We start from the raw sequence: 24676 nt of genomic DNA on the forward strand, positions 1-24676 counted from the left end.
TGCCCTTAATTTTTAATTTGATGCCACAAGGCATCAAGTGTTAAATGGTTTAATCAATGGCAAATTTTATCACCGATATGCTGGGGCGCTCCCCGGTCGACCCGCTTCAGGAACACATCGCAACGGCTTGTAAAGCGGCTTACTTACTGCCCGATTTATTCAAGGCCGCCAATCTCAACGACTGGATCAAGGTCAATGAAATCACCGAAAAAATCCGCGATTATGAAAACCAGGCGGATGAATTAAAAATGAGTATCCGCGCCAATATGCCCAAAAGTCTGTTCATGCCGGTGCCGCGTCAGGATTTGCTGGAGCTGGTACTGGTTCAGGATAAAGTGGCCAATATCAGCAAACAAATCGCCGGTATGGTGCGTTTGCGCAAGTTACAAATTCCTGAGGGTCTGGTGGACTGTTTTAATGAGTTTTTGTCTTTGTGTGTGTTTGCCGCAAAAAAAGCCAAAAAAAGCGTCAATGAACTGGATGAACTTTACACCACCGGTTTTCGCGGTGCCGAGGTAAAGGTGGTGGAGAATCTGATAGACAGTCTGGATGAAATCGAGACGGAAACCGATAACCAACAAACCAGCCTCCAGGAACAGTTATTCCTAATGGAAGATGATTTACCACCGATTGAGGTGATGTTCTTATACCGCTTAATCGACATGGTGGGCGGCATTGCCGACTATGCCGAGCGTATCGGGCGGCGCTTAGAAATCTTACTGGCCAAATAGGGGGCACCATGGAATATCAAATCACCTATATCGTTCTGGCCGCCATTTTCGGTGGCTTTATGGCTTGGGGCATCGGCGCCAATGATGTGGCCAATGCCATGGCCACTTCGGTGGGCTCCAAAGCCATCACCATTAAACAAGCCATTATTATCGCCGCCATTTTTGAATTTGCCGGCGCTGTACTGGCCGGCGGCGAAGTCACCTCAACCATCCGCAAGGGCATCATCAGTGCCGACAGCATTAACGGTAGTCCGGATTTACTGGTGTTCGGCATGCTGTCATCCTTATTGGCAGCCGGTATATGGCTGTTGCTGGCTTCCAAAAAAGGCTGGCCGGTATCCACCACCCATTCCATTGTCGGCGCGGTGGTGGGTTTTGCCGCAGTGGGTATCGGCACCGATGCCATCCACTGGTCTAAAGTCACCAATATCGTCTTGAGCTGGATTGTGACCCCCATGATTGCCGGAATCATTGCTTATATGATATTCCAGTCGGTTCATCATTTAATCTTAAAACAAGAAGACCCGCTGCAAAAAGCCAAACGTTTTGTGCCCGCTTATATGTTTGTTACGGCTTTTATCTTAACCCTGGTCACCATTAAAAAAGGACTCAAACACGTTGGTTTGAATTTTACGGATGTACAATCCTATGGCCTCGCTGTATTGCTTGGCATCGTGGTGGCCTTGATTGGCGGTTATTTTGTCAGCAAAGTCAAACCCAATCCCAAAAAAGAAAAACGCTTTCATTTTTATACGGTTGAAAAAGTTTTCGCCGTACTGATGGTGATTACAGCCAGTGGATTGGCCTTTGCCCATGGATCCAACGATGTGGCGAATGCCGTGGGGCCGGTGGCCGCCATAATCACCACGGCACAAAGCGGCATTGTGGCCTCTGAATCGGCGCTCGAATCCTGGGTACTTCTGATTGGTGCCGTGGGAATCATTGTCGGTCTGGCCACCTTTGGCGTGCGTGTCATACGTACCGTGGGCCAGAAAATTACCCACTTAACGCCATCACGTGGTTTTGCCGCCGAACTGGCCGCCTCGTCCACCATTGTGGTGGCTTCAGGTACCGGTATGCCGATTTCCACCACCCAAACGCTGGTGGGTGCGGTACTGGGTGTGGGTATGGCGCGCGGATTAACCGCCATCGATTTAAAAGTGGTGCGTAATATTTTCGCATCTTGGGTGGTTACCATCCCGGCCGGGGCCTCCCTGTCGATTATATTCTTCTTTTTGTTTAAGTTTATTTTTGGCTAATCCGTGACCTCATCATCTGACGAAGCCCGTTTAAACAGCGGGCTTTTTTTGATGCGCCATTTGGTCATAATAAACTTCCCTAAAGTGCTGAGAATTTTAAGGCCGTAAACACTGCTGTCCTTAAAACTGATACTTGATGCTTCTGAAAAATAACGCACCGGCATCGGCGCATCGCCGAGTTTAAAACCATGGTAAACCGCCTGGGCAATCAATTCGGCATCAAAGGAAAAATCATCGGCATTGTCTTTAAACGCAATGGTTTTTAGAACCCGCCGGTGGTACACCCGAAAGCCCGAATGGCCTTCGGCCAGATTCTGTCCCAACACCACATTCATAATCAGGGTCAGCATCCGGTTACTTAAATATTTGTATAAGGGCATACCACCCTTAAGGGCTTCTTTACGGGTACGGATACGCGCACCAAGCATAAAATCACACACCCCTTTTTCCACAAAGCCGGTGAAATACGGAATCAACTGGGCATCATATTGGTTATCCGGGTGCAGCATCACGATAATATCGGCACCGGCTTTTAAGGCTTCCTGATAACACAGTTTCTGATTACCGCCATAGCCTTTATTGACCTCATGGGTAAAAACGCTCAAACCCAGCTGCCGGGCGGTTTCAACGGTGTTATCGGTGGAGCAGTCGTCCACCAATATAATCTCATCATAACAACCCTTCGGAATCGACCTGACGGTGTCTTTGAGGGTTTTTTCGGCATGATAGGCCGGCATCACAATGACTATTTTTTGTTTTTGATGAGAATCCATAATACGCCTGCACAGGATAATACGGTGAGTAAAAGACCTATTTTAAAGCTCCAGGGGTCATAACGAAAGCGCACCCGGTGTTTTCCGGCCTCAAGATAAACAGCTTGCTGGCTGTAATTGGCCGCATAAATCGGCACCTGCTCACCATTTACGTAAGCACGCCATCCTGGATAATACGCCGCCGCATGAATGAGCCAGCCGGCTTTCGGCAGGGTCACTTCAGCGGTGAGCTTTTGGGCATTTTGGGCAATCAGCTCAAAATCAAATTCACTGTGATCGGCAATCTGCGAATCCGGTCGGTGAACGTGTTCTGCTTCAATAATGACCCGCTCCATGACTTTCCCTGGTTCTGCCATAAGCGCCTGTAAAGCCGCATCCGGCGAATTAACATAATGCGCTTGTGTCCGATAAAACAAGCGCTGTTCGGCGTCCGGATTTGCATAAATTTTAATTTCATCGTCATATACCAAGGGCAAATCAATTGCGTCATCCAGAAACTTTTTGGATAAAATAAAACGCACATTTTGAATGTTTAAATAAGGCAAAACGGATGCTTGTAATGCGGTTTTTTCATACACCCAGAAAGACACGGTACCCTGCAAAACCTGTTTAAAAAATTGGTGATATCGCAAATTAACCGGCACATCATAACCGCGCACCTCTTCCAGTTCAGCCAGCATATTGGTGCTGGGTTTTAGGATATGATTCAGTCCCAGGGTTCGATAGATTCCTGACTGTTGCTGTAAAAATTGAATCGATTGGGGTGTTTGTTCGGGAAACACATGCTCAGGGCGCAACGTCGGGTTCCAGCCATGGTTAAACCACCCCAAATCGGCAAACACCACCAGCAACATCAACCCAGACATCCAGCGCACCTGATGACGAACCATCAGCATAATAGCAGCCACCAAAATCAGGCATGCTGAAATCAGCCAGGCACGTTGTCGCAAAGCCGCTTGCAATGATTCCAACTGTGCCACAGCGCCAGGATAATCAGTCCCTTGCCAAAATGCAGCCATTAAGCCGACCACTGCGAGCAATGTCACAACAATGCAAATAACAACTCGGGGCTTTATTTGACGCTGCACACAACATTGCCAGCCAATGCCTGCCAGCATACTACCGGCAAAAGCAATAAAGACCGCCCAATAAAACATCGGCAGGTGACCCATCAGCGGCAAGTGTTTAACCACAGCATAAAGTGGTCCGATATCAAAAGCCAACATCAGGGTGATTAATAACATCACCAGCCAAGGCCACTTTGACCGCCCCCCTTTCATGATGGCCACAGCCACCAATGGCAAGGCGCTCACACCAAAATACACTGAACTGATGTGATAACCCATATAGTGTTCAACCCAACCCGGTAGCCTAAAGATATCGGCAAACACTGCAGTGGCCATGGCCGACAGCGGCATGGTGTATACCCAGTCAGCACTGCGTTCCTGCCATACCGCCGCGACGCTGAGAAATTCTAAAAATGGCAGTATCATCACCGCCGCCAATAACAACGAGCCCACATAAGCGGCGCCAAAATGCCACCCTAAACGCCAGCACATTTGTTCTTCCTGAATGGCCCGAACCATTAAATACACGGCGCAGGCAATCGCCGTATAAAACGCAATTTCAACATGACCGGCCAACAAGCTCACCGCCGTCACCAATGCCAGTAAAGCCACTTGCCGCAAACCCTGACGCAACACCAAGTTTTCGGTGGCATAAAAACACAGTGGAATCAGCAAAGTGACATTGCTGTGCGGGTGATTAAGCCAAAAGATATGAAATGCACAAAACCCGTAAGCCACACCGGCAATCAACGCCGCTGAATGTGCCAAGAGCAAACGACGGGCCAATAAATAAGTAAACCACGGCGCTAAAATCACCTTTAACAAGGCACTGACCGTAAAACCCCAACCGGCTGGCAGCATGTAATGACCCCAGTTCAAGGGAAATAAAAGGGCCGATTGGGTGTTGGCCAGCAGCGGTGTACCGGTCAGAATATACGGATTCCACAGGGGCCACATACCTTGCCATATCTGGGACTTGGCGGCCATAAAAAAAGCCAGAAATTCGGTGGTCTGGTCCTGTATATACGGGTTGGCCGGTCGCAATAAATCATCCGGACGGACCGAGCTCCAGGGACTCACAAAGAACAGATAATCCGTTTGTGAAATCAGGTATCCCCACAGTACCGGATAAAAAAACACCAGCCCCATAACACTGTATAAAGACAACGCAATCAGTGCGTCTCGGTGAGCATGTTTTAAAGTCGGGTCATGGGTCATGTTTTTTCAATATTATTATGTCAAGCGCTGCCGGATCATTACTCTGGAGGGTGAAGTCCCAGGTCACCGCACCGGGTTCACACGCTGCGCAATAATACAGGCTGTTACCAATATTCGCCATAAGCTTTTTGACTTTATGGCCATTAGCGGTCACTGCTTTGATGTTATTGGCCGTATAAAAAGGCAGCAAATGACTGACCACCACCAGAGAATCATGATTGCTTTGAAAGCTTTTGTGAACTGTCTGCATGGGCTGTTTTTGACGCAAACTTCTGGGCGGGTGCACATAATCATCAAATTCAGCCGCCTGCAAAGCCGCATGGCTATTGATCAACTCAATATTCTCAGACACCCCCCAGGCCGGTGTAATCCACTGATTTGGATGCCTGTCTGATTGTGCCCAAAAGGAACGGTGCATCAATAAGTACTGATGATAACCGGCTTGTGGTTTTCCTCCCAGCAAAACCGGATTATCAGGACAGACCAATTTAACCGGCAAAGCCGACAGTAAATCCAGCAGTGCCGCTCCGGGCCCATGAACTTGACTGTTTTGTCGGCACAAAAACGTTGCCCAGTCATCCACTTGTGAGACCGTTAACGCATCAAGGGTGTTGTTGTCCGTTTGCCAATCGGTGTTCACCGCTTGCCGCACATTCCCAAGCGGACCCAGATGCACTTGACCGTCATACACCGCTTTTTGCAAGGCTGCCACTGGTAACGCGCCTAACACCAAAAGTACACTCACTGACAATACCGTCAGTGTATGAGGCAGTTGACCGCCCAATGACAAGCACCAGGCCCAGATAAAAGTCAATAAGGGGGTTAACACAAACAACATATAAAAAGGGGTAAAGCTGCGCAGCACCGTTATCATCGCCAATCCGATTAACAAGAGTGCACCGGCCGTGATGAAAACTTTGGTTTGCAGGGGCCTGAAGCCTTTTTTGGTCAATAAGCTGTATCCCCAATAACCCACGGCTAATGCCACTAAACTGCTCAGCAGTACCCAAAAAACAATTCCCGCAGTCGGCCATACAGAAGCCACAAAACCCTGCATGCGTTGTAAACCACCCACCATCAAAGCCTGCAGGTTACCGCTAAAAGCGGACAAAAAAGATGCATCAACACCGCTTAAACCGCGTCTGGCCTGATCCACCTCCCGGCTCAGCGCTTGCCAGCGGATCCAGTCACCCATGCCATCGAGCCACTGGCTCACCATATAGGGCACAAAAGGCACTAAAAACAGCAAACCGGCCACGAATACATGCCAAAACCGCAGATGGTGACGCATGTGCCAAAGAATCGGCAGGTAGAAAACCCCGGCTATCAATGCCGTCATATGCGCATGCATGGCCAGCGCCAACAGTAGCCCGGATAAATAAAACCAGCCGATATGTTTACTTTGGTTGAATTGCCAAAGTGATGCCACGAAGGCCAACACCAAAGTGTCAATGACATTGATATGACCTGGAATAAATGTGTTTATGCTGTGCCAACCCGGCAGTAAAAAGCAGGCTGACCACAGGACAGCAAACCGGCGGTTAAACCACGCTTTGCCCAGATAAAACGCCAACAAAAATTTTAATCCGGCCAATAAGCCGATCATAAAAGCGCTCAGCCACAAGGAACCGCTTAATAACGGCACAGCCAACAAATAAAACCAGATGGGACCGGAATGAATAAAGCCACCAAACTCAGGCCCCATCAAAGGCCAGTGTTGTCCCTGGGCTATCGACAAAGCCGCACTAAAATCCCGTGCAGAATCCATTAACAAAACTGAATTTGTCATGACCCAGGCATTCAGCATAACAAGAGCGGCAAGCCACAGCGCTGTCAGTGTTTTGGAAGATGGATGATTCATGAAAGCAGATTAGTTATTGGTGTTAATTTTGTCAAGCATCCGGATAGGGTCTGCCCTTTGATTTTCGCGACCTGAGGTCTCGAATACCCGGCCTTTTGACTGAAATAAACACCATTGGGGTTACAGCTGTTCAATGCGAACCCTGTGCGGGAGTGTAAATTTGGGACACATTCCACTATAATATCGGCTGTTTTTCACACCACGAAACCTTGAGTCACATCATTCATTATTCACGGCTGTCTGTGCGCCTGTTGTTTTTTTTATTTGCATTGCTGGGTGTTTTGCCGTTTGTGATATTGATTATAGTCTGTTCCAAATTATTGCGACTCAGGAAACTCAATCAGTGGGCAGTGTCTTTCTGGTCACGCTTATTGTGCCACATAATGGGTTTAAAAATTAAAATCTACGGCACCCGTCCCACATCACCGGTTATGTTGGTGGCCAACCATGTGTCATGGCTGGATATTCCGATTATTCACGCCTTTATCCTGGCCGGTTTTGTGGCCAAAAAAGAAATCAAATACTGGCCCATCCTGGGCTGGTTGGCGATGGCCGGTGATACTTTATTTTTGAACCGCGGTGACAGCACCTCGCGAAAAGTGGTGCTCAATCAGCTAAAAAAACGTCTTCTGCAAGACCGTTCCGTGGCTATTTTCCCGGAAGGTACAGTCACAGATGGCAGCCACCTGCGTATCTTTCACCGACAATTAATTCATGCCGCCGTGGAAACCCAAACGCCCATCGTGCCACTGGCCATAAAGTTCATTGATGAACATGGGCGGCGAGAAAAACGGGTGGCTTTTATCGAAGACGAACCCTTTTTACACCATGTATTCAGGATGTTAAAACTGCCCGAAACCACCGTGGAAATTCATTGTGGCCCGGCCCTCAAAGAATACGGAGCCGGTACCCGCACGCTGACAATTTTGGCCCGCAATTACATCGAACAGCAGCTTTTACAAGATGATTATTTATCGCCCGCGGCTTAAACCCAAAAACCGTCATCTGCAATCTATTTTAGCCAGTGCCAAATGGCGTCTGTGGCCCTTGCGCCATAACAATCCGGTTAAAGAAGTCGGACAAAAAGAACTCATCAAAACGCCGCTGGCCACCTTGCAAGGTTTTTACAGTCCGCAGCCGAAAAATAACAAGCAAACCGCTATTTTAATTCATGGCTGGGAAGGCAGTGCAATGTCCACTTATCTGCAACGCATGGCGCACCAACTTTATGCTGCCGGCATCGGCGTGTATCGTTTGAACTTACGCGATCATGGTGACTCACACCATTTAAACGAAGCGCTGTTTCATTCCTGCCGTTTAGATGAAGTGGTGGCGTCCTTAAAGCAGCTTCAAGCGCGCTTTGTGGGACAAGACCTTTATCTGATTGGGTTTTCGCTGGGTGGTAACTTTGCGGTGCGCGCGGCTGCAGACCGTGATTTAAGTTTCACAGGCGTGTATGCGGTTTCACCACCTGTTAATCCCGAAAACAGCATGCAAGCCATTGAAGCTTCAAAACTTTACGGCCCTTATTTTTTGCGCAAGTGGAAACGATCCCTGGCCATAAAACAAAACCACTTCCCGCATTTATTCGAAGGCCATCCGTGGCAACAGCTCAATTCTCTCAAAGAATTAACCGAAACGTTGGTGCTCAAACACACTGAATATAAAACCATCGAGGCCTATTTTTATGGTTACAGCCTGACCCCTGAAGTGATTAAAAACATCAACAGCCCAACGCAAATCATCACCGCCTGGGATGATCCGGTGATTCCTTTTGCGGATTTTAGTACAATTGACCGATTATCCAACATCAAACTGGTGACCACACCCACAGGTGGTCACTGCGGATTTATCAAAAACTGGCGCCTGCACAGCTGGGTGGAAGATTACATTATCAATGAGATACAATCATGAGCCAATTAGAACAGATTAAGAAGCAACACCAAAAAGGACATGTGAAAAAAGCCATTGAAGGCTATCTGGCATACATCAGCAAAAAACCCAACGATGATGATGCCCACTTTGCCCTGGCGCTGGCCTACAAAGACATCAAAAACTTTGAGCAGGCCCTCAAGGCCGCCGACGAAGCTGTGAAACTGGCGCCGTCAGCGGAACGCTATCACCAATTCAAAGGCCAGATGCACATGGCATTGGGACAAAGCGATGCGGCTTTAAAAGCCTTTCGGACCTCTTTAAAGCACAATCCGAATTTGTATTTTTCGTATCTGGCGCTGGGTGATATTTACCTTCATCGCGAACAATTTCAGCAAGCCGAAGAACAATACCGTCTGGCGCAACGGGTTCACCAGGAAGCCCCGCCGGCGGCGGTAAAACTGGCCAGACTGATGTTGTTAACCAGTCGCAGCGAAGAAGCCGGCAGTGTTTTGCAAGCGGCGGCTTTGCACCACCCCGATGACCCTGAAATTAAACTCTATCAGGGTGTGGTGTCTTTAGAAAACGGCGAACTGGCTTTTGCCGAAATGCACTTTAAAAAATTACTCGAAGACCATCCCAACTTCTCCCTGGCCAAGGCTTTTCTCGCCATCAGCCTCATCAACCACGACCAAAAACAGGCCGCCAAGATGCTCAATGAATTGATTGAATCCAAGCACCAATCACCCGAACTTATGGCAGCCACGGCAATGCTGTCTTTTAAACAAAAACACTTCCAGGAAGCGGCCGATTATTTAATCCATGTTTGCCGTTCATCTCTGGCTTACCCCGGCTGGTTTATCACCCTGTGCCAGACCCTGGTGGCTTTAAACCGGCTTAAAGAAGCCCAGCAGGTTTTAGAGCGCTTGCTGCAAAGGGGCAATAATGACCGGGCCCATGTGATGATGGCCATGATTGATGTCAGACAAGACAATCTGGATCAGGCCATCGACCGTTTACAGGCCATCGACACCGACAGTCCCCATTATATGGCGGCATTAAAACAAAAAATGCAGGCCCACCACCAGGCACAACAATGGTCGCAGGCACTGGCAGTGGCGGATGAAATCCTCCAAGATCGTGCCGATAATCACGAAGCAGCGGTGGTCAAAGCCTACGCCCTCATGCATCTGGATAAAAAGCAACAAGCACTGACTGTACTTGAAACGGCACTGTCGAATGACTATCCGGAAAATATGACCAATGATTTACACCTGTATGCCGGTTTATTGTGTGATGACATGAGTGATTATGACACCGCCTGGATACATTTTTCGGCACAACAACAAACTCAGCCGCAATCGGTTTCCCTGTTAGATCAAAAAGACGAAAAAACCGTACAAAAATGGCCTTCCGCAGAAACCAACGAACAACCGGTGTTTGTGATGAGTGACACCGTCAGCGGCCATGAAGCTTTCATCCGGCGTTTACGTCATCACGGTATCGCCACCTTGACCGATCGTTATCAGCGCAACACCCGTCAGGATCTGTTTTTTCAGCATTGGCGTTTTGAAGACATCGCTGCCCTGGATGAATCCCGCTGTCATTTGTTACGCAAAAAATACCAACAACACCTCAAAAGACGTCATCAAACCGGTACTTTTGCCGATTTTATCCCCATGACAGCGCTCAATATGGTCTTGATTAAAAAAGTCTTTCCGGCAGCAGCCGTGATTGTCTTAGACCGCAACATGCCCGATCGTCACCTGCATCAGGCAGTGTTTGGCAACGGCCGTTATTCAACCACTGATTTCGGTCGCCTTAAAAACCAACTGATTGCCATGAACCCAAATATTGCCCTGCTGGATATTGACGCTTTGCTGACCAATGATGCCACCGTTCTTGACACCCTTGGCCGATTGTTTAATACCGATTTCATTCCCTGGCAAGCACCGCAAAGGGCGCCCATGGAACGCCTGATGCTGCCCAAAAACCATTGGAAGGCTTACCGACAATTCCTGCAGCCGGCCACTTCGTGATCGATTTTTGGCACATTTTAATCCTGTCCCTGATACAGGGACTCACTGAATTTTTGCCGGTATCATCTTCGGCTCACCTGATTTTGGTGGGTTTGCTCGGCGACTGGCAGGATCAGGGCGTGCTGATGGACATCGCCGCTCATATAGGCTCTTTAATGGCTGTCATGATTTATTTTCGACGGGATATTTTCAGGCTTTTATGCGGAAAGCAGAATCAACTACTGATCCAGCTTATCATCGCCACCTTACCGATTGGTGTGGCCGGCTTGTTGTTTGCCGGTGTGGTCAGTGACATGGGCCGCTCAATGGCGGTGATTGCCCTGTCCAGTGCGGTATTTGGTGTGCTGTTATGGTGGAGCCAGCGCTTGGCAAAACAGGCTGAACTTGACAACAAAACTGCTCTCTTAATTGGTCTGGCCCAATGCCTGGCTCTAATCCCGGGGGCTTCTCGTTCAGGCGTCACGCTAACCGCCGGCATGGCCCTGGGCCTCAACAAAACCGACGCGGCGCGTTTTAGTTTTTTGCTGGCCATCCCCACTTTGCTCATGGCGGCGGCTTATGCCGGTTTACAATGGTATCAACAACCGGTCACTGTGGATTACAGTGCCGTGGGGAGTGTGATTGTATTAAGTTTTCTCAGCGCCTGGCTGGTGATAACCGTGTTGATGAAATTTATTGAGCGCATTGATTTTGTCTGGTTTATGGCTTACCGTTTGTTGTTAGCCTTTTTATTATTACTGGTGTTGATATGACCCCTTCGGAATTGACTTTTGCCACCCGCTCCGGCGATTTAGCCGCCCTGGAATGGGGGGGCGGCAATAAAAACCTTATCCTGGCACTGCATGGCTGGCTGGATAATGCCGCCAGCTTTTCTCAGCTGGCACCGTTATTAGCCAAACAGGATTATCATGTCATTGCCATTGATTTCCCCGGGCATGGCCGCTCTCACCACCGTGCCGTGGGTCATAACTACGGTTTTATTGATTATTTACTGGACATCCAACCGGTGTTTGATCAATTAACCCAGCCCCTCACTGTGGTGGCCCATTCAATGGGTGCAGCCATCGTTTCCATGTATGTGGCGGCTTATCCCAAAGCCGTGGATAAACTGGTTTTAATCGAAAATTTAGGCGCCATCCCACCCTACCAACAAGGTGAGGCCACTGCCAAGTTGCGCACTGCACTCGATGAATGGCGCAATCACAGTCTGGAACATCAGCGCCACTACCCAAGCATTGATCATGCCATTAAAGCCCGCCAAAAAGCCACACCGATGCCGGCAGATATTTTACGTCCAATGATCGAACGCGGCCTGGGTAAGACCGTAAACGGTTATCACTGGATCACCGATAAACGCTTACGTCTGGGCAGCCTGGTTCGATTGAATGAACAACAAATTCAGGAATTCCTGGCTGATATTCAAGTACCCTCTCAATTGATTCTGGCCCAACCGCTCAGTTATGCCATGAACTATCCCAGTTTTCAAGATCGCCTGAATGCCTTAAACCCACAGCAGGTTGATAAAATCGAGGGACCCCATCATCTGCATATGACCAATGCGAAAACGGTGGCTGATTGTATATTGACGTTCTTGTCCCACACCTAAAAAGCCGGACAAATAGTCCGGCTTTTTAGGTGTGGGATTATCCGACTGTTTCAGTTTAAAAATTTACATCACAACCATAGTTGCCAGTACGGCTGCCCCTGCTGATAACACCGCAGAAGCCACCAGCCACCAGGCCGCAACCGCCGCTAACTTACGGGCATGCTCGGCTTTTATAACGGCTTTGCGTTGTAAATTACGTGCAGTTCGGCGAATCGATTCATCGGCTTTGTGTAATTTATCGGCCACCGTTTGCTTGGCGTCTTCAATGGTCTGAACAACCCGATCGATGTGTTCATCATTGATAAAACGGTTATTGGTCACCAGTGCCCGGATGGTGTCACGGTCAAACTGATCCAATCGCGCTTTTAATACTTCAACACTGTGTCGCGGTTCATCCACCATATCCATTACATCCTGTTTCAGCTCGGCATAAGCCAGTTCATCGCGACCGGTTCGATCCAAAAAGGCCGCCACTTTGCGTTCCATGCGTTTGGATAGACGATTGACATTGTCTTTGTCAAATTCAGACACAATGCGCTCAATGCCTGCTTCAATGGAATCGGCATAACCATTGAGCTGATCTTTATCTAAACGGGTGTTGTTATCCAGCGCTTCAATAATACTTTCCCGGTTAACACCTTCAAATTTATTGGCGATGATGGTGGTCAGGGTATTGGGGTCATTCAGCACGTCATCCAGATCCTGTTGTAATTGCGCTTTTGAAAAACGCTCCGGTGTGGCTTCTGATAAACGCTTTTTAAATTCTTCAAGACGTTTATCCACATCGGCTTTTTCCTGATTGGAAAAATTTGCCACCACATATTTTAAGCCCTCGACGGCATTGTCGCCTTTGGCATAACTGTCACGCATTTCATCTATCAATTCACGCAACTGTAGCGCTTTTTTCTTGGCTTCGTCTTCAGGTAAATTGTTCTGCTTGTTGATTGCCTGCGTCAACACTTGCTGAATCACCATCCACATGGCGCTGTTATCACGGTGTCGTGAGGTTTTCACCATGTCATTCAGGTCTGCCCGCAGTTCGTCATAATCCGGTACTTTGCGGTCCAATTGCGCGGTAAATGCATCGATTTTTTGTGATACCTCATTCCAGTCGAATTGACTGTCCAGTTCATCTTTAAAGGTTCCGATGCCATGACGAATCATCTGATCCAGCTTTTTTTGTTCAGACGGTTCAAACAAGCCCGCCACCGCTTGAGAACCACTTTTAATACCGGCGGTCACCGTGGCAATTAAATTGCCCAACACCGTTCCGGCCACTTTGGTTTCTAAGTAAAACAGCAAAATAAAGAACACCGCCCAAATCACCAAGGCCATCACAGCCGCGGTCACGGGGGTTTGTATCACACTGAGATTAATTGCCAGCGCTGTACCGACAAATAAGGCAATACAGGTGGTCAATACGCTCCACAGACCAAATCCGCTGGTCACTTTCACGCCGAGACTCATTGAATCTCCCGCATCGCTATTGATATCACGGTTTTGTGAATCATCCGGTGAGACATCCAGTTTGGCGTCCACATAACGACTGCGCACATCGCCAATGGCTGATATGCCCATGGCCACAGACAAAGCCGTCAGCACAAACTGAATCGCCAGCGCCAGAATTACACCGGTGATAATGGCGGTGAAATAATTGGCTGAGAGTAAATTATCCTCAACCACGGTCACCGGTTGTGCCATTAATAAGCCGGCTGGTAATATAATAAGGAGAGACATCATTATTCTTTTCATTTTCGATACTCTTTTTGTGAAGAGTCTAAAGGGTATCAAACGGAGGTTAATAAGATGTAAAACAAATCTTAACAGAATATAAATTTTTATTTAATATCAAATATATACCTGTTTATCGTGGTTGTTGGGGCACAAATCTTATCTCATCGCGGTCATAACCTAAATTTTCCACCTTATCAATCAATTGATTTAATTTGTCATCATCAATCACCGGTTCTCGTGCCATTATCCAGACGTAATCACGTTTACTTCTGGCAATGATGGTGTGCTGATAATCCGCATCCACATAGCTGATGATAAATTCTGATTTGAATGGCCATAGAAACTGCATTTTCCAATAGGCACTCGATTCATCCTGTACGAAACCGGTGGGGTGGTAAATTTTTTCTTCGCCCTTGAAATCTGCTTCATTAAAGCGAAAGGTGGTGGCAATTTTCTGCGGAGACTCTCTGGAGTAGCTTTCGACGGCATTATACGCTTCATCCTCAATAAACGTGGGGATATGCGCCAACACATACCAGTCACCCATAAAAGCATTTAAATCAACGTTCTCGGCCTGTTGTATCGGTGAGGTTGAACGACAGGCATATAACGCCAGCAATGTCACTAACAATACAAATGTAATAATGATTTTCATGGTTTTGCTCTCTGATTTATTAATTCACGACTTATGCAGAAGTCTTGATACGATATTAGCAAAAAACCAGTGAAATTCAGGTCAAGAAAGGAGGTCTCTGTTAGACTAACGTCTTTTATTTTTTCAGTGATGCCGATGTACGATTTAAACTGGGTGCGCAACCAATTTCCGGGACTTCATAATAGCGGGGACATTTTCATGGACAATGCCGGTGGTTCTCAGATTGCCCGGCAGGCCATCACCGGGGTTCAGGAATTTATGACCGGGTGCAATGTCCAGTTGGGTGCCGATTACAGCACGTCACAGGAAGCGGCCAGGCGCGTTGCACAAGCTCAGTCCGCCATCACCACCTGGCTAAATGCCCGTCGGCCAGAAGAAGTGATTGTCGGCCCATCCAGTACCTGGCTGACCCGTTTACTTAGTTTACAACTGATGCAAACATGGCAAGCGGGCGATGAAGTCATCATCACCGATGTCGATCATGAGGCCAACCGCGGTTGCTGGCTGGATTTGCAGGCACAAGGTATTGTCATTAGGCACTGGACCGTCAATACCCAAAGCCATGAACTGGAAACAGCCGAATTGAAAAAACTGCTCAGCCATAAAACCAAACTGGTCTGCTGCACCCATGTCTCCAATATATACGGTCATATTAATCCCATCAAAGAATGGACTGAAATTGTCCACCAATACGGTGCTAAAATTTGTGTGGATGGGGTGGCTTATGCGCCGCATCGACTACCCGATGTTCAAGACTTGGATGTGGATTATTATTTTTTCAGTTTTTATAAAACCTTCGGCCCGCATCAAGCGGTTTTATATGGCAAGCATCAATGCCTGAAACGCCTACCGGGTATCAACCATCATTTTATTAAAGACACGCCCTACCGCTTTCAACCCGGCAATGTGAATTATGAACTGATGTGCGGCATCCACGGCGCCATCAGATACTTGCAAAAACTGGGGCAACAAGAAAAACGAAATACCTCTCTGCGTGATGATTTAATAACCGCTTATAGGGTCATGGCAGATTACGAAGAAACACTGATCGAACCGCTTACTGAGTTCATAAACAACCATGGAAACATGCACATTATCGGTGATGCAATCGCCGACAAATCTCAGCGTGTTGCCACCCTGTCTTTTACACACAATCAGCTCAGCAGTCAGGAGATTGTCCAAAGCGCAAATCGTCAGGGTTTAGGCATCCGTTATGGAGATTTTTATGCTGTGGAACTTATCAACACTTTGGGTTTGCGCGACCAGCAAGGCGTTGTACGCGCCTCTTTTGCCCACTATAACAGCCCCGAAGAGGTCAATCAGTTGGTTACATTTTTAAAACAATTTTAGTGGCTACCCAAGTGGGCGTTCTGTGTTCGCTCTATGCGTTTTTAGCCAAAAACCGCCAGCGGATGTGTGGTGGCAATGTTGACGGCGACCCGGTCGCCGATGGCAATCGCATTTTCATGGCTGGCACGGACTTTGACCAGACGACCACTGTCGAGGGTGACTGCATAGAGCCTTGATTCACCTTCAAAACGTTGCCATTCAATACGGCCGTTGCCATCTTCGGCCACGGCGTGCAGACTTAAATCATCGGGTCGGAATAAGACATCACCTTGCGTTAATTCAGGCTGTTGTCGAATGGGCGCTGCACCCAATTCGGTTAGTGCATTTTCCCCTGAAAATTGTCCCGGCAAAAAGGACGCTTCGCCGAGAAAATGAGCCACAAAACGGTTTTGGGGTTTATCAAAACACTGTTCCGGGGTGTCGATTTGACTGATTTGTCCTTTGTCCAGAATACCGATTCGATCTCCCACAGACAAGGCTTCATCCTGATCATGGGTGACCCAGATCGCCGGCACTTTGGCCATTTTCAAAGCATGGCGAATATCCCAGCGCAGACTGTCTTTCAACGCCGCGTCTAAATTGGACAATGGCTCGTCAAGCAACACCAACGATGGTGCATGGGCCAGGGTTCTGGCGAGTGCCACCCGCTGTTTCTGACCGCCGGACAAGCGACCGGGTTTGGCATCTCTTAACGCCTCCAGACCCAATAAATTGATCCAATGATCAGCCCGGGTGGTGTCTTTCAGGCGAAAACATACATTTTGTTCCACCGTCAGATGTGGAAACAAGGCAAAATCCTGAAAAACCATTCCCACCCGACGTTTTTCCGGCGCAATGTGTTTTTGCGGGCTTGCCGTCCAGTCCGACAAACTGATTTCTCCGGTCTGAATCGGAATCAATCCGGCCAGTGCCCGTAACACCGTGGTTTTTCCACAGCCGGTGGGACCAATCAGCATCAATATTTCATCCTCACCCAGCGTGAGGTTAAGCTGATCAACCACCCGGACATCGCTGTAGCTGACGGATAAATTGGATACTTTGAGCATGGTTATCGGCGTGTCTCTTAGATAGAAAATTCGGTGCGGCGCTCGCCGCTCAGCATTAAAATAAGGCCAAAACCGGAAATCACAACCAACATTATACCGGGTAATGCGGCATGACCGAAATAACCCGCTTCATAGACACGCCATAAGTAGGTTGCCAGGGTTTCAAATCCGGTGGGTCCCAGCATTAACGTGGCCGGCAGCTCACGCATCGCTTCTAAAAACACCAAAGCCGCACCCGCCACCATACCACGCAGCGTCAATGGCAGGGTTACCCGCATAAAAGCTTCCCGGGGGGATGCGCCCAACACCCGGGCGGCATTGACCAGACCACCGTCCAGATTTTCAGTGGCGGTACGCACACTGCCCACCGCCAGTGGCAGAAACCGCAATACATAAGCGATGACCAGAAGCGCCAGCGTCTGGTACAAAAAGGGTAATTTTAGCCCCAAATACACCAGCGCTGTTCCCATCACAATGCCCGGTACACCAAAACCAAAATAGGTGATGCGCTCCATCAACCGACCGGCTTGACCACGCAAGGCAGCATGGGCGACCGGCAAGGCCAGAACCACCGCCACCATCGCCGCGAGAAAAGAGGCATAGGCTGAATTCCAGGCATAAGCCCATTCAAAACCACCACTGCCTTCACGCAATAACCACGTCACAAAAATAACCAGCGGCAAAACAATGGCCAGTAAAAACGGTGGCAAAGCCGCCAGTTGCATCAGCCATCTTTGGACTTTTGTGGGCCAAAACAACAGATGCCGGCCGGGTTGTTCAGGTGTGGCTTTAACCCTGGACTCTAAATACAAGACCAATATCACAATCACCATCAGCTGCAGGGATAACATGGCTGCCTGACTCAGGCCAAAGGCATTGTATTCAACAAAAATCACCCGTGTAAAGGTATCCAAACCCAATATCGCCGGGGTGCCAAAATCAGACAGGGCATACAAGGCGGCCAATAAAGCACCGGCCGCCACACTGTTCCATAATCGCGGCATCACAATGCGCCGGATACTGGCCCCAAGCGATAAGCCCAGCGTGCGTGATGCATTGATCAGACTGGCATCCTGACTTAATAAAGCCGCGCGGGTGGTCATCATCACAAAAGGGTAGGTGTATAGCGCCATCACCAAAGCCGTGCCCCACAAGCCACTGACCGGCGGCGTGGGAATGCCCAACCACTGTTCAATCTCACCCCCGCGACCAAAAGAAAAATACAGGGTGAATGCCCCCACATAGCTGGGCATCGCCAAAGGTGCCGCCAACAGTATTAACCACAGTCGCCGTAACGGCATATGGACATAAGCGGTAAAAAATGCCAATGGCACACCGATCATCACTGCACCCACCACCGTCAGCCCCATCAGTGCCAGTGTGTTGCCCAAAACGGTTAAATTTCGGCTATCAAAAATTTCGGCACTGTCCGAGGCCAGTTGCATCAGCACAAACACCGGCAACAAAGCCAATAATGCAATCAAAAAAGCCAGTGGATAGGATTTCGGCCAGGTTCTCACAAGACGCCGACTTTTCGCATCAGATTTAAGGTGGGTCGGATATCGGCCAGTTTTCTTAAGTCAATTTTCGGTGGTGACAAAGTATTCAGTGGCACCAAACCTTGGGGCTCAGCGACACCTTTCACCAAAGGAATTTCATAAGCCTCACTCGACAAATAAGACTGCACTTCTTGGGTCAGTAGATAGCGGATAAAGTTCACCGGCAGATCGCCTTCGCTTAAGGCCACAATACCACTGGCGTTAACCAGACAACCGGCATCATTTTTAGTAAAGGCTAAATCGACTTTGGCATCGGGCTTACCGGCTTTTAAGCGCAGCGTGTAATAATGATTGGCAAAACCCATATCCACTTCACCACGTTCCACGCCCATCACCACACCCAGCTCACCGGCATAGGATTTGGCATGGCCACTAACGCCTTTAAGCCACTCAGCGGTGGCGTCTTCACCTTCCAAAATTCGCATGGCGGTGACAAAGGATTGGAACGAAGCATAGGCCGGCGCCCAACCAATCTGTAAATCACTGTCCGCCAGTGCCATCACATCATCAGGAATCTGCGCCGCAGTGACCCGCTCAGTGTTATAAGGTAAGGTGCGAATTCGTCCGGTGACCGGCGACCAACCAGCATACTGAAAACCCGGTTTTAACTGCTCGGTTAAATCATCGGGCAAAGGTTGTGCCAATTTCTCATCGGTCATCAGACCAATGGCACCGGTATCCACCGCCCAGAATACATCGGCACGACGAACCCCGGCCTGGGCTTCGGCGACAATGGTATTGGCCAGAGCCGCCGTACCGCCACGGCGAATATTCAGGGTTAATTGTGGGTTGCGTTTTTTGATGGCTTCCAGCACATTTTCATACAAACCGCCTTCACCACGCCCCAAATAAAGCGTTAATTCACCCACCAGTTTAGGCAATGAATTAACCGAAACCGCCTGTTGGACAGCGTTCACAGCTGATGCCAACGACCAAGGTAAAGTGGCGCCTAAACCGGCCACTGCCATGCCTTGTATAAATTGTCTGCGTTGCATAAAAGTCCTTAAAAAACGGGTTGACGGTCGGCTTCTGCGGCCACCAGTAATTGTTTGGCTTTGTTTAATTTCTGCTTCATCATGCCAATCACTTGACGAACCTCATCAACACTTTTTTCACCCTCAATCGCTTGCGGTAAGGTCACGTTAAAATCCTTTTCTAAATCCTCAACCAATTGGGCATCCTGCTCAATCAAAGCACCTTCTATGCCTTCAAAGCGTTGCATATACGTGTCATGAACCAAAGTCACCGCCACGTCGCTTAATTGCTCGGCATATTTTGCCACAACCCGGTCCAATCGGTCTTTAATATCATCAATGGTTTCAGGCGCACTGGTGGGTTCAACTTCGGTGGTTTTAATTTTTTCGATGATGCCACGTTGCTGTAAATTGGCAGCCAGTTTAACCGCACCCAAGGCTTGCCATAAGGCCTGATTTAATTTGTCCTGTTCCATGCGCACTTCTTGAACCGTTTTGCCCTCATCAATGCCTTGTTTAATACCATAAATACCCTGCCAGACATTGGCATAAATCGGCACAAACTGGGTTTCAATGGCCGCATGAAAATCGACCTCTTCCCAGAAATCAATGAGTTTCTGCGTGTCCGTGGCTTCCTGGCCTTGTTTCTCATAGGCATCCACCACTGAATTATATTTGTCCAGTAACCAATGAACTTCCTCGGTGTATTCCGAAATATGATCCTGCAAATGATTCACCTGATCGGTGATTTCACCATTGGCAACCGCCTGCTGACTCATTGAAGCACTTAATAAGAACGCAGCAAGTAATGTCGTGGGAATTATTTTAATTAAAGTCATGCTCAATTCGTTTAGATTTTAAAGGTGTAAATGATACTTATTCTTATCTAAAAAGTAAAGCTTTCAAACTTTAAAACAAGAATTCATACAGCGGATGTTCAGAATAAAATTAATTGTTTTATTGAATTAGCAAACACTTAAACAACCCGCTTGTCTTAAGCTATGTTTATAATTATTAATAATGAAAATGTTAGTTTGAGACCTTTGCATAAGTCTCAGTTTATCGTTTTAAATTTAATTCACATTGACATCCATCAAGTAATATTAATATTTTTACGAATGAGCTGAAATGGTGCTTTTATCTAAACTGTTGAAAAATCAGAAGAAACCATTTACCTAATATTTTCATTCTTGACTATAAAAAAAATATTAAACCTGAAATTTACAAACTTTATTTTTATATATGTGAACCACGTCTCAGTATTCAATATAAATATTTATTCTAACCTGATTACAATAGACTCTCCTAAAAACAACAGAGGAGTAGATATGAAATGATTAAACAAGCATTCAAATTTAAAAAGTTATTATTTTTGCTCATTCTCAGCATTATATTCAGTCAAGCCTATGCTCAGTATGAAATGAAAAAATACACAATTAATAGTGGTGGTGAGAAGATGAGCGCAGGTCAGTATGAGCTGACAGCGAGCATTGGACAAACCGACGCCAACAATACGCTAACAGGGGGAAGTTATTCTCTAAATGCTGGATTTTGGCACGAAAATACCGATTTAATTTTTAAAGATGGATTTAAATAAATCCAGGAGATAATGATGAATAATAAAATAATTTATAATACATTAGTGATATTAATTTTTACACTAGTGATTAATACTGAGGCAGTGAGTCAAGTAGATAGCTCTTTCACCTATCAGGGTGAATTAATTCATAATGGTTCGCCCGCGAATGGACAATATGACATTAACCTGGATTTAGTTGACGGTGATTTAAACCCCTGGGGAAATACTTCGGTTCATCAGGCAGTCGATGTGGTCAATGGCGTGTTTAGCGTTAATGCTGATTTTGATATTGCAGCTTATGACGGCTACAAAGATTTTACTGTGACTGTCAGCATCCGTAAAACCTCTGAGGGCCCCAGTGGACCATTTACCACATTAGGTTCTCATACAGTTCAAGCCGTTCCACTTGCCACAAATCTGACAAATGGAGGCGCATCAACCGGTGAAGTCTTAACTTTTAATGGCTACCAATGGACACCCTCAGCACCTAATTTAATTTGGCAAGAAAATGGGGGTGATACCTATTATTCTGATGGTGAAGTGGGTATTGGTACCAGCAACCCGTTAGCAAAATTACACGTTCAAAGTGATGATGACACCCAAGATCCTTTACGTGTGCGAGTAGATAACACAACAAAATTTTGGGTGAAGAAAGACGGCAGCAGTAGTTTTTATGGCGACACAAAGCAATCATCCTTCAGCAATGGAATGATGAAATTTATGGTTCATGCCGGATGTGACTCAAGCCCGACCATCGAAAAATCATATAATGGAGTGACTAATAGCACCACAGCGCCCAGTATAATTTCAACCGGCGGCAACGGCAGGTGCGAGATAAGTTTTCCAATTAATATTACTGAACGCTATTGGCAGGCCTCGGCAGTTTACGCAAGTGACACAGGCTCTCCCGGTTTAAGATCAGTGTCCTGCAGAATAGGTAGCGGAACCACAAAACTTCTGTGCGAAAGATATAACGCAGGTACCGGCAACTTAAGCCCCGGACCAATTATGGTTTTTATTTACTAATTAATGTTTCATTATAATAAGGCGCACAACCTTGTGCGCCTTTATTCTTTATTTGATAACACAGAAAATACCCGCAAAGTAATTCTGCGTGAGCCTGGAGCGGAAGCGTAAGTCCCAAGAACACACCTTATATAAAATTAATTTTGATTTTATCAACACCCTATTATTTCTATTTATTTTACAAGGTCCTTCCCTACTAAGACGTTTGCTTAACGAAATCACATGAAGTGGTCGAAATAACATCAACAGAATTTAACCATAAATATCAATATAGCGCTCACACACATCACATCCCTATTGGGCGTAAAGCTATTTATTGATTTTGACCTTGTATAGCAATCTATAATCGACCTTTACAACGCATATTCAGACTTTTTCAGAGTTTATTCAGGATTTTCAAACTTCATTTGGATTAAATAAAAGCTCATTAATTATTTAGGGGCACCAATGAATACATCTTTTAAAACAATGTTATCAATTTTTTTATTAACATTTCTATCCTATGGCTCTGCATTTGTCACTGTGGGTCCGGCAGCGGATAATAATTGTGACTACCATAATCTGGAAGACGCCTATAATGATGCCGATCCATTCGTAAGAGTAACATCCAATAAAACGGTTAATCCAAACTTCACATTCACAAAAACCAAATGGATTACAGGGGGTTACTCAAGTTGTGCCTCAGCTGCAGCAGGTGATTTACCTAATGGCACAACCCATTGGCTGGCGCCATTCGATAATATGACCACAGTTGATATCAATACGCCCGACGGAAGTAACAGTATCATTGTATTAGATCGCTTCGATATTTATGGCGGCGTCAATACCGCTGAATTTGAAACAGGTGGTATACGTGTTAGAGGCGATGTTACGTTAACCCTTTCAAACAGTATCATACGAGATCATGAAAGTCATTTAGGTGGAGGAATCCAGTTGTCCGGTGGTGATGTGTCTGTTCTGGTACTTAACTCTGTCATCAAAGATAACACCAGTTTATATGGTGGTGGCGGTGTCTCTTGTACCAATTCGGCACAATTCACCCTGATGCAAAACTCAAGTATTCGTAACAATGAAGCGCTGGGCGGGGCTGACCTCAATCTTGAACCGGGTCACGGTGGTGGCCTTTATGCCCATTCGTTGTGTCAGGCCAGCCTGCTAAGTGGTGACAACAATGATTTGTTCAGCGTTGATAATGGCGTTATTAGTAACACTGCGAAAGGTCAAGGCGGTGGCGTCTATATCACTGGCGGTGCCAATGTAAACTTAACGGGCAATCGGAATCACCCCGCCAGTATCATTGGAAATATTTCCAATATCAACACCACCAATGTGATTATCGGCGGCGGTGGTGTTTATATTCAAGGTAATGGAAATATTCCAAGCGATGGCAGTAGTTTCAGATCCACCAACGGTCGGATTGAATTTAATACAGCTAAACATGCCGGCGCCGGCTTTGGGGTCACATCAGGAGGTATATTTACGATGAAAAGGGCTGATGAAAACTGTTGGGACAATGACAAATGCTCAAGTTTATCATTAAATTTTGTTACCGACGCCACAGGAAATGCCGCGGCCGGTTACATCTATGATGCATCCACGGCCTCTATTTCCGGTACCTATATCAACCAAAATAATGCCAATCAAGCCGCTTTATTTGAGTTAAACCATGTAGGTTATTTAAAACTAGAAGGTAATTTAATTATCAACAATGGTCCATTGGGCCAACCATTTTCATCAGAATTGATTGATGTAACAGGCAACAATTCGTTTGGCTCAAACTTAGACTTTTCATATAACACAGTGGTTGAAAATAATGTCGCTAAACATTTTTATTTACACGGCTCTTCACAACAGTGGGTAAGAATACACAACTCAATCTTAAGAGATCAAGGTGATATCTTAGATATAGATACTGGCAATATTGACCCGGATTTAATGATTAGCTGTAATTATGTGCACGAAATGGACTCCATTAATAGCGCCACTTCAGCCCATCCAAATTTTAATCAAGACAATTTTAATCTTGACCCAAATTTTGTTAACCCGGCCAATGGTGATTACCATTTGTCATCTAATTCTTTGGCAAAAGATCTCTGCAATAACAATCAAGCGCAAGGTCAACATAAAGACTTAAATGGAAATACCCGGGGCTATGATGACCCCAATATTGTTAATTTGCGTGGAACATTTGATGCAGGTGCCTATGAAGACATTAGCACAGATATTATATTTAAAAACAGCTTTGATTAAAGTCTGATTTGGACATGGTACTCAAGGATGAACCATGTCCCTTTTTACCTTGATTCAAGATAATTTCAACAGCCTCT

General features: G+C 46.7%; 20 protein-coding genes. 11 read left to right on the forward strand and 9 right to left on the reverse strand.

Going from position 1 to position 24676, the window contains the following annotated elements:
* The first annotated feature begins 56 nt into the window (after positions 1–56).
* Both IEV16_RS02395 and IEV16_RS02400 read left to right on the forward strand, forming a co-directional pair.
* Complete coding sequence (locus tag IEV16_RS02395; protein WP_188364080.1) at positions 57–731, forward strand: TIGR00153 family protein; 675 nt, start codon at positions 57–59, stop codon at positions 729–731.
* Between the two features lie 8 nt (positions 732–739).
* Entirely contained in the window at positions 740–1990 is a 1251-nt protein-coding gene (locus tag IEV16_RS02400) for an inorganic phosphate transporter (RefSeq protein WP_188364081.1), read from the forward strand.
* Here the strand turns inward: IEV16_RS02400 and IEV16_RS02405 are convergent.
* Genes IEV16_RS02405 through IEV16_RS02415 form a run of 3 tightly spaced genes read right to left on the reverse strand, consistent with a single transcriptional unit; the run spans position 1987 to position 6837 of the window.
* A complete protein-coding gene (locus IEV16_RS02405) occupies positions 1987–2763 on the reverse strand; it encodes a glycosyltransferase family 2 protein (RefSeq protein WP_229728216.1) in 777 nt (258 codons plus the stop codon). The genes IEV16_RS02400 and IEV16_RS02405 overlap by 4 nt on opposite strands.
* Positions 2736–5048 carry a YfhO family protein gene (locus IEV16_RS02410; protein WP_188364082.1) on the reverse strand — a complete coding sequence of 771 codons (2313 nt, stop codon included), beginning with the start codon at positions 5046–5048 and terminating at the stop codon, positions 2736–2738. The genes IEV16_RS02405 and IEV16_RS02410 overlap by 28 nt, the downstream gene beginning before the upstream one ends.
* Positions 5038–6837 carry an ArnT family glycosyltransferase gene (locus IEV16_RS02415; protein ID WP_188364083.1) on the reverse strand — a complete coding sequence of 600 codons (1800 nt, stop codon included), beginning with the start codon at positions 6835–6837 and terminating at the stop codon, positions 5038–5040. Before IEV16_RS02415 ends, IEV16_RS02410 begins: the two co-directional genes overlap by 11 nt.
* 281 nt (positions 6838–7118) lie before the next feature.
* Between IEV16_RS02415 and IEV16_RS02420 the strand changes: the two genes are divergently transcribed.
* Genes IEV16_RS02420 through IEV16_RS02440 form a run of 5 tightly spaced genes read left to right on the forward strand, consistent with a single transcriptional unit; the run spans position 7119 to position 12426 of the window.
* Positions 7119–7898 (forward strand): lysophospholipid acyltransferase family protein, encoded by a 780-nt coding sequence (locus IEV16_RS02420; RefSeq protein WP_188364084.1) that lies wholly within the window; start codon positions 7119–7121, stop codon positions 7896–7898.
* Positions 7873–8823 carry a YheT family hydrolase gene (locus IEV16_RS02425; RefSeq protein WP_188364085.1) on the forward strand — a complete coding sequence of 317 codons (951 nt, stop codon included), beginning with the start codon at positions 7873–7875 and terminating at the stop codon, positions 8821–8823. Before IEV16_RS02420 ends, IEV16_RS02425 begins: the two co-directional genes overlap by 26 nt.
* Complete coding sequence (locus IEV16_RS02430) at positions 8820–10820, forward strand: tetratricopeptide repeat protein (protein ID WP_188364086.1); 2001 nt, start codon at positions 8820–8822, stop codon at positions 10818–10820. Before IEV16_RS02425 ends, IEV16_RS02430 begins: the two co-directional genes overlap by 4 nt.
* Positions 10817–11572, forward strand: coding sequence for an undecaprenyl-diphosphate phosphatase (locus IEV16_RS02435; protein ID WP_229728217.1), 756 nt, complete (start codon positions 10817–10819; stop codon positions 11570–11572). The genes IEV16_RS02430 and IEV16_RS02435 overlap by 4 nt, the downstream gene beginning before the upstream one ends.
* Entirely contained in the window at positions 11569–12426 is an 858-nt protein-coding gene (locus IEV16_RS02440; RefSeq protein WP_188364087.1) for an alpha/beta hydrolase, read from the forward strand. The genes IEV16_RS02435 and IEV16_RS02440 overlap by 4 nt, the downstream gene beginning before the upstream one ends.
* A 63-nt stretch (positions 12427–12489) precedes the next feature.
* On the opposite strand, the gene IEV16_RS02445 is transcribed toward IEV16_RS02440, so the two are convergent.
* Both IEV16_RS02445 and IEV16_RS02450 read right to left on the reverse strand, forming a co-directional pair.
* Positions 12490–14178 carry a hypothetical protein gene (locus IEV16_RS02445; protein WP_188364088.1) on the reverse strand — a complete coding sequence of 563 codons (1689 nt, stop codon included), beginning with the start codon at positions 14176–14178 and terminating at the stop codon, positions 12490–12492.
* Between the two features lie 112 nt (positions 14179–14290).
* Positions 14291–14815, reverse strand: coding sequence for a lipocalin family protein (locus tag IEV16_RS02450; protein WP_188364089.1), 525 nt, complete (start codon positions 14813–14815; stop codon positions 14291–14293).
* Positions 14816–14950: 135 nt separating this feature from the next.
* Between IEV16_RS02450 and IEV16_RS02455 the strand changes: the two genes are divergently transcribed.
* The gene (locus IEV16_RS02455) at positions 14951–16165 is read left to right on the forward strand and encodes a cysteine desulfurase-like protein (RefSeq protein WP_229728218.1); all 1215 of its coding nucleotides are present in this window, start codon (positions 14951–14953) and stop codon (positions 16163–16165) included.
* A gap of 41 nt (positions 16166–16206) precedes the next feature.
* Here the strand turns inward: IEV16_RS02455 and IEV16_RS02460 are convergent, their stop codons facing one another.
* Genes IEV16_RS02460 through IEV16_RS02475 form a run of 4 tightly spaced genes read right to left on the reverse strand, consistent with a single transcriptional unit; the run spans position 16207 to position 20583 of the window.
* Positions 16207–17211 (reverse strand): ABC transporter ATP-binding protein, encoded by a 1005-nt coding sequence (locus tag IEV16_RS02460; protein WP_188364090.1) that lies wholly within the window; start codon positions 17209–17211, stop codon positions 16207–16209.
* 17 nt (positions 17212–17228) lie between these two features.
* Positions 17229–18731, reverse strand: a complete 1503-nt coding sequence (locus tag IEV16_RS02465) for an ABC transporter permease (protein ID WP_188364091.1) — start codon at positions 18729–18731, stop codon at positions 17229–17231.
* Entirely contained in the window at positions 18728–19765 is a 1038-nt protein-coding gene (locus IEV16_RS02470) for an extracellular solute-binding protein (protein WP_188364092.1), read from the reverse strand. The genes IEV16_RS02465 and IEV16_RS02470 overlap by 4 nt, the downstream gene beginning before the upstream one ends.
* Positions 19766–19773: 8 nt before the next feature.
* Positions 19774–20583, reverse strand: coding sequence for a hypothetical protein (locus IEV16_RS02475; RefSeq protein ID WP_188364093.1), 810 nt, complete (start codon positions 20581–20583; stop codon positions 19774–19776).
* Between the two features lie 494 nt (positions 20584–21077).
* Between IEV16_RS02475 and IEV16_RS02480 the strand changes: the two genes are divergently transcribed.
* The 3 genes from IEV16_RS02480 to IEV16_RS02490 all read left to right on the forward strand — a co-directional run bounded on the left by IEV16_RS02480 (position 21078) and on the right by IEV16_RS02490 (position 24599).
* Positions 21078–21341: a hypothetical protein gene (locus IEV16_RS02480; protein ID WP_188364094.1), complete on the forward strand. Its 264-nt coding sequence runs from the start codon at positions 21078–21080 to the stop codon at positions 21339–21341.
* A gap of 12 nt (positions 21342–21353) precedes the next feature.
* Positions 21354–22349 carry a DUF8740 domain-containing protein gene (locus IEV16_RS02485; protein ID WP_188364095.1) on the forward strand — a complete coding sequence of 332 codons (996 nt, stop codon included), beginning with the start codon at positions 21354–21356 and terminating at the stop codon, positions 22347–22349.
* Between the two features lie 447 nt (positions 22350–22796).
* Positions 22797–24599: an autotransporter outer membrane beta-barrel domain-containing protein gene (locus IEV16_RS02490; RefSeq protein ID WP_188364096.1), complete on the forward strand. Its 1803-nt coding sequence runs from the start codon at positions 22797–22799 to the stop codon at positions 24597–24599.
* Positions 24600–24676 lie beyond the last annotated feature (77 nt).

It is taken from the genome of Marinicella pacifica, from assembly GCF_014636635.1.
In the GTDB taxonomy this organism is placed as follows: domain Bacteria; phylum Pseudomonadota; class Gammaproteobacteria; order Xanthomonadales; family Marinicellaceae; genus Marinicella; species Marinicella pacifica.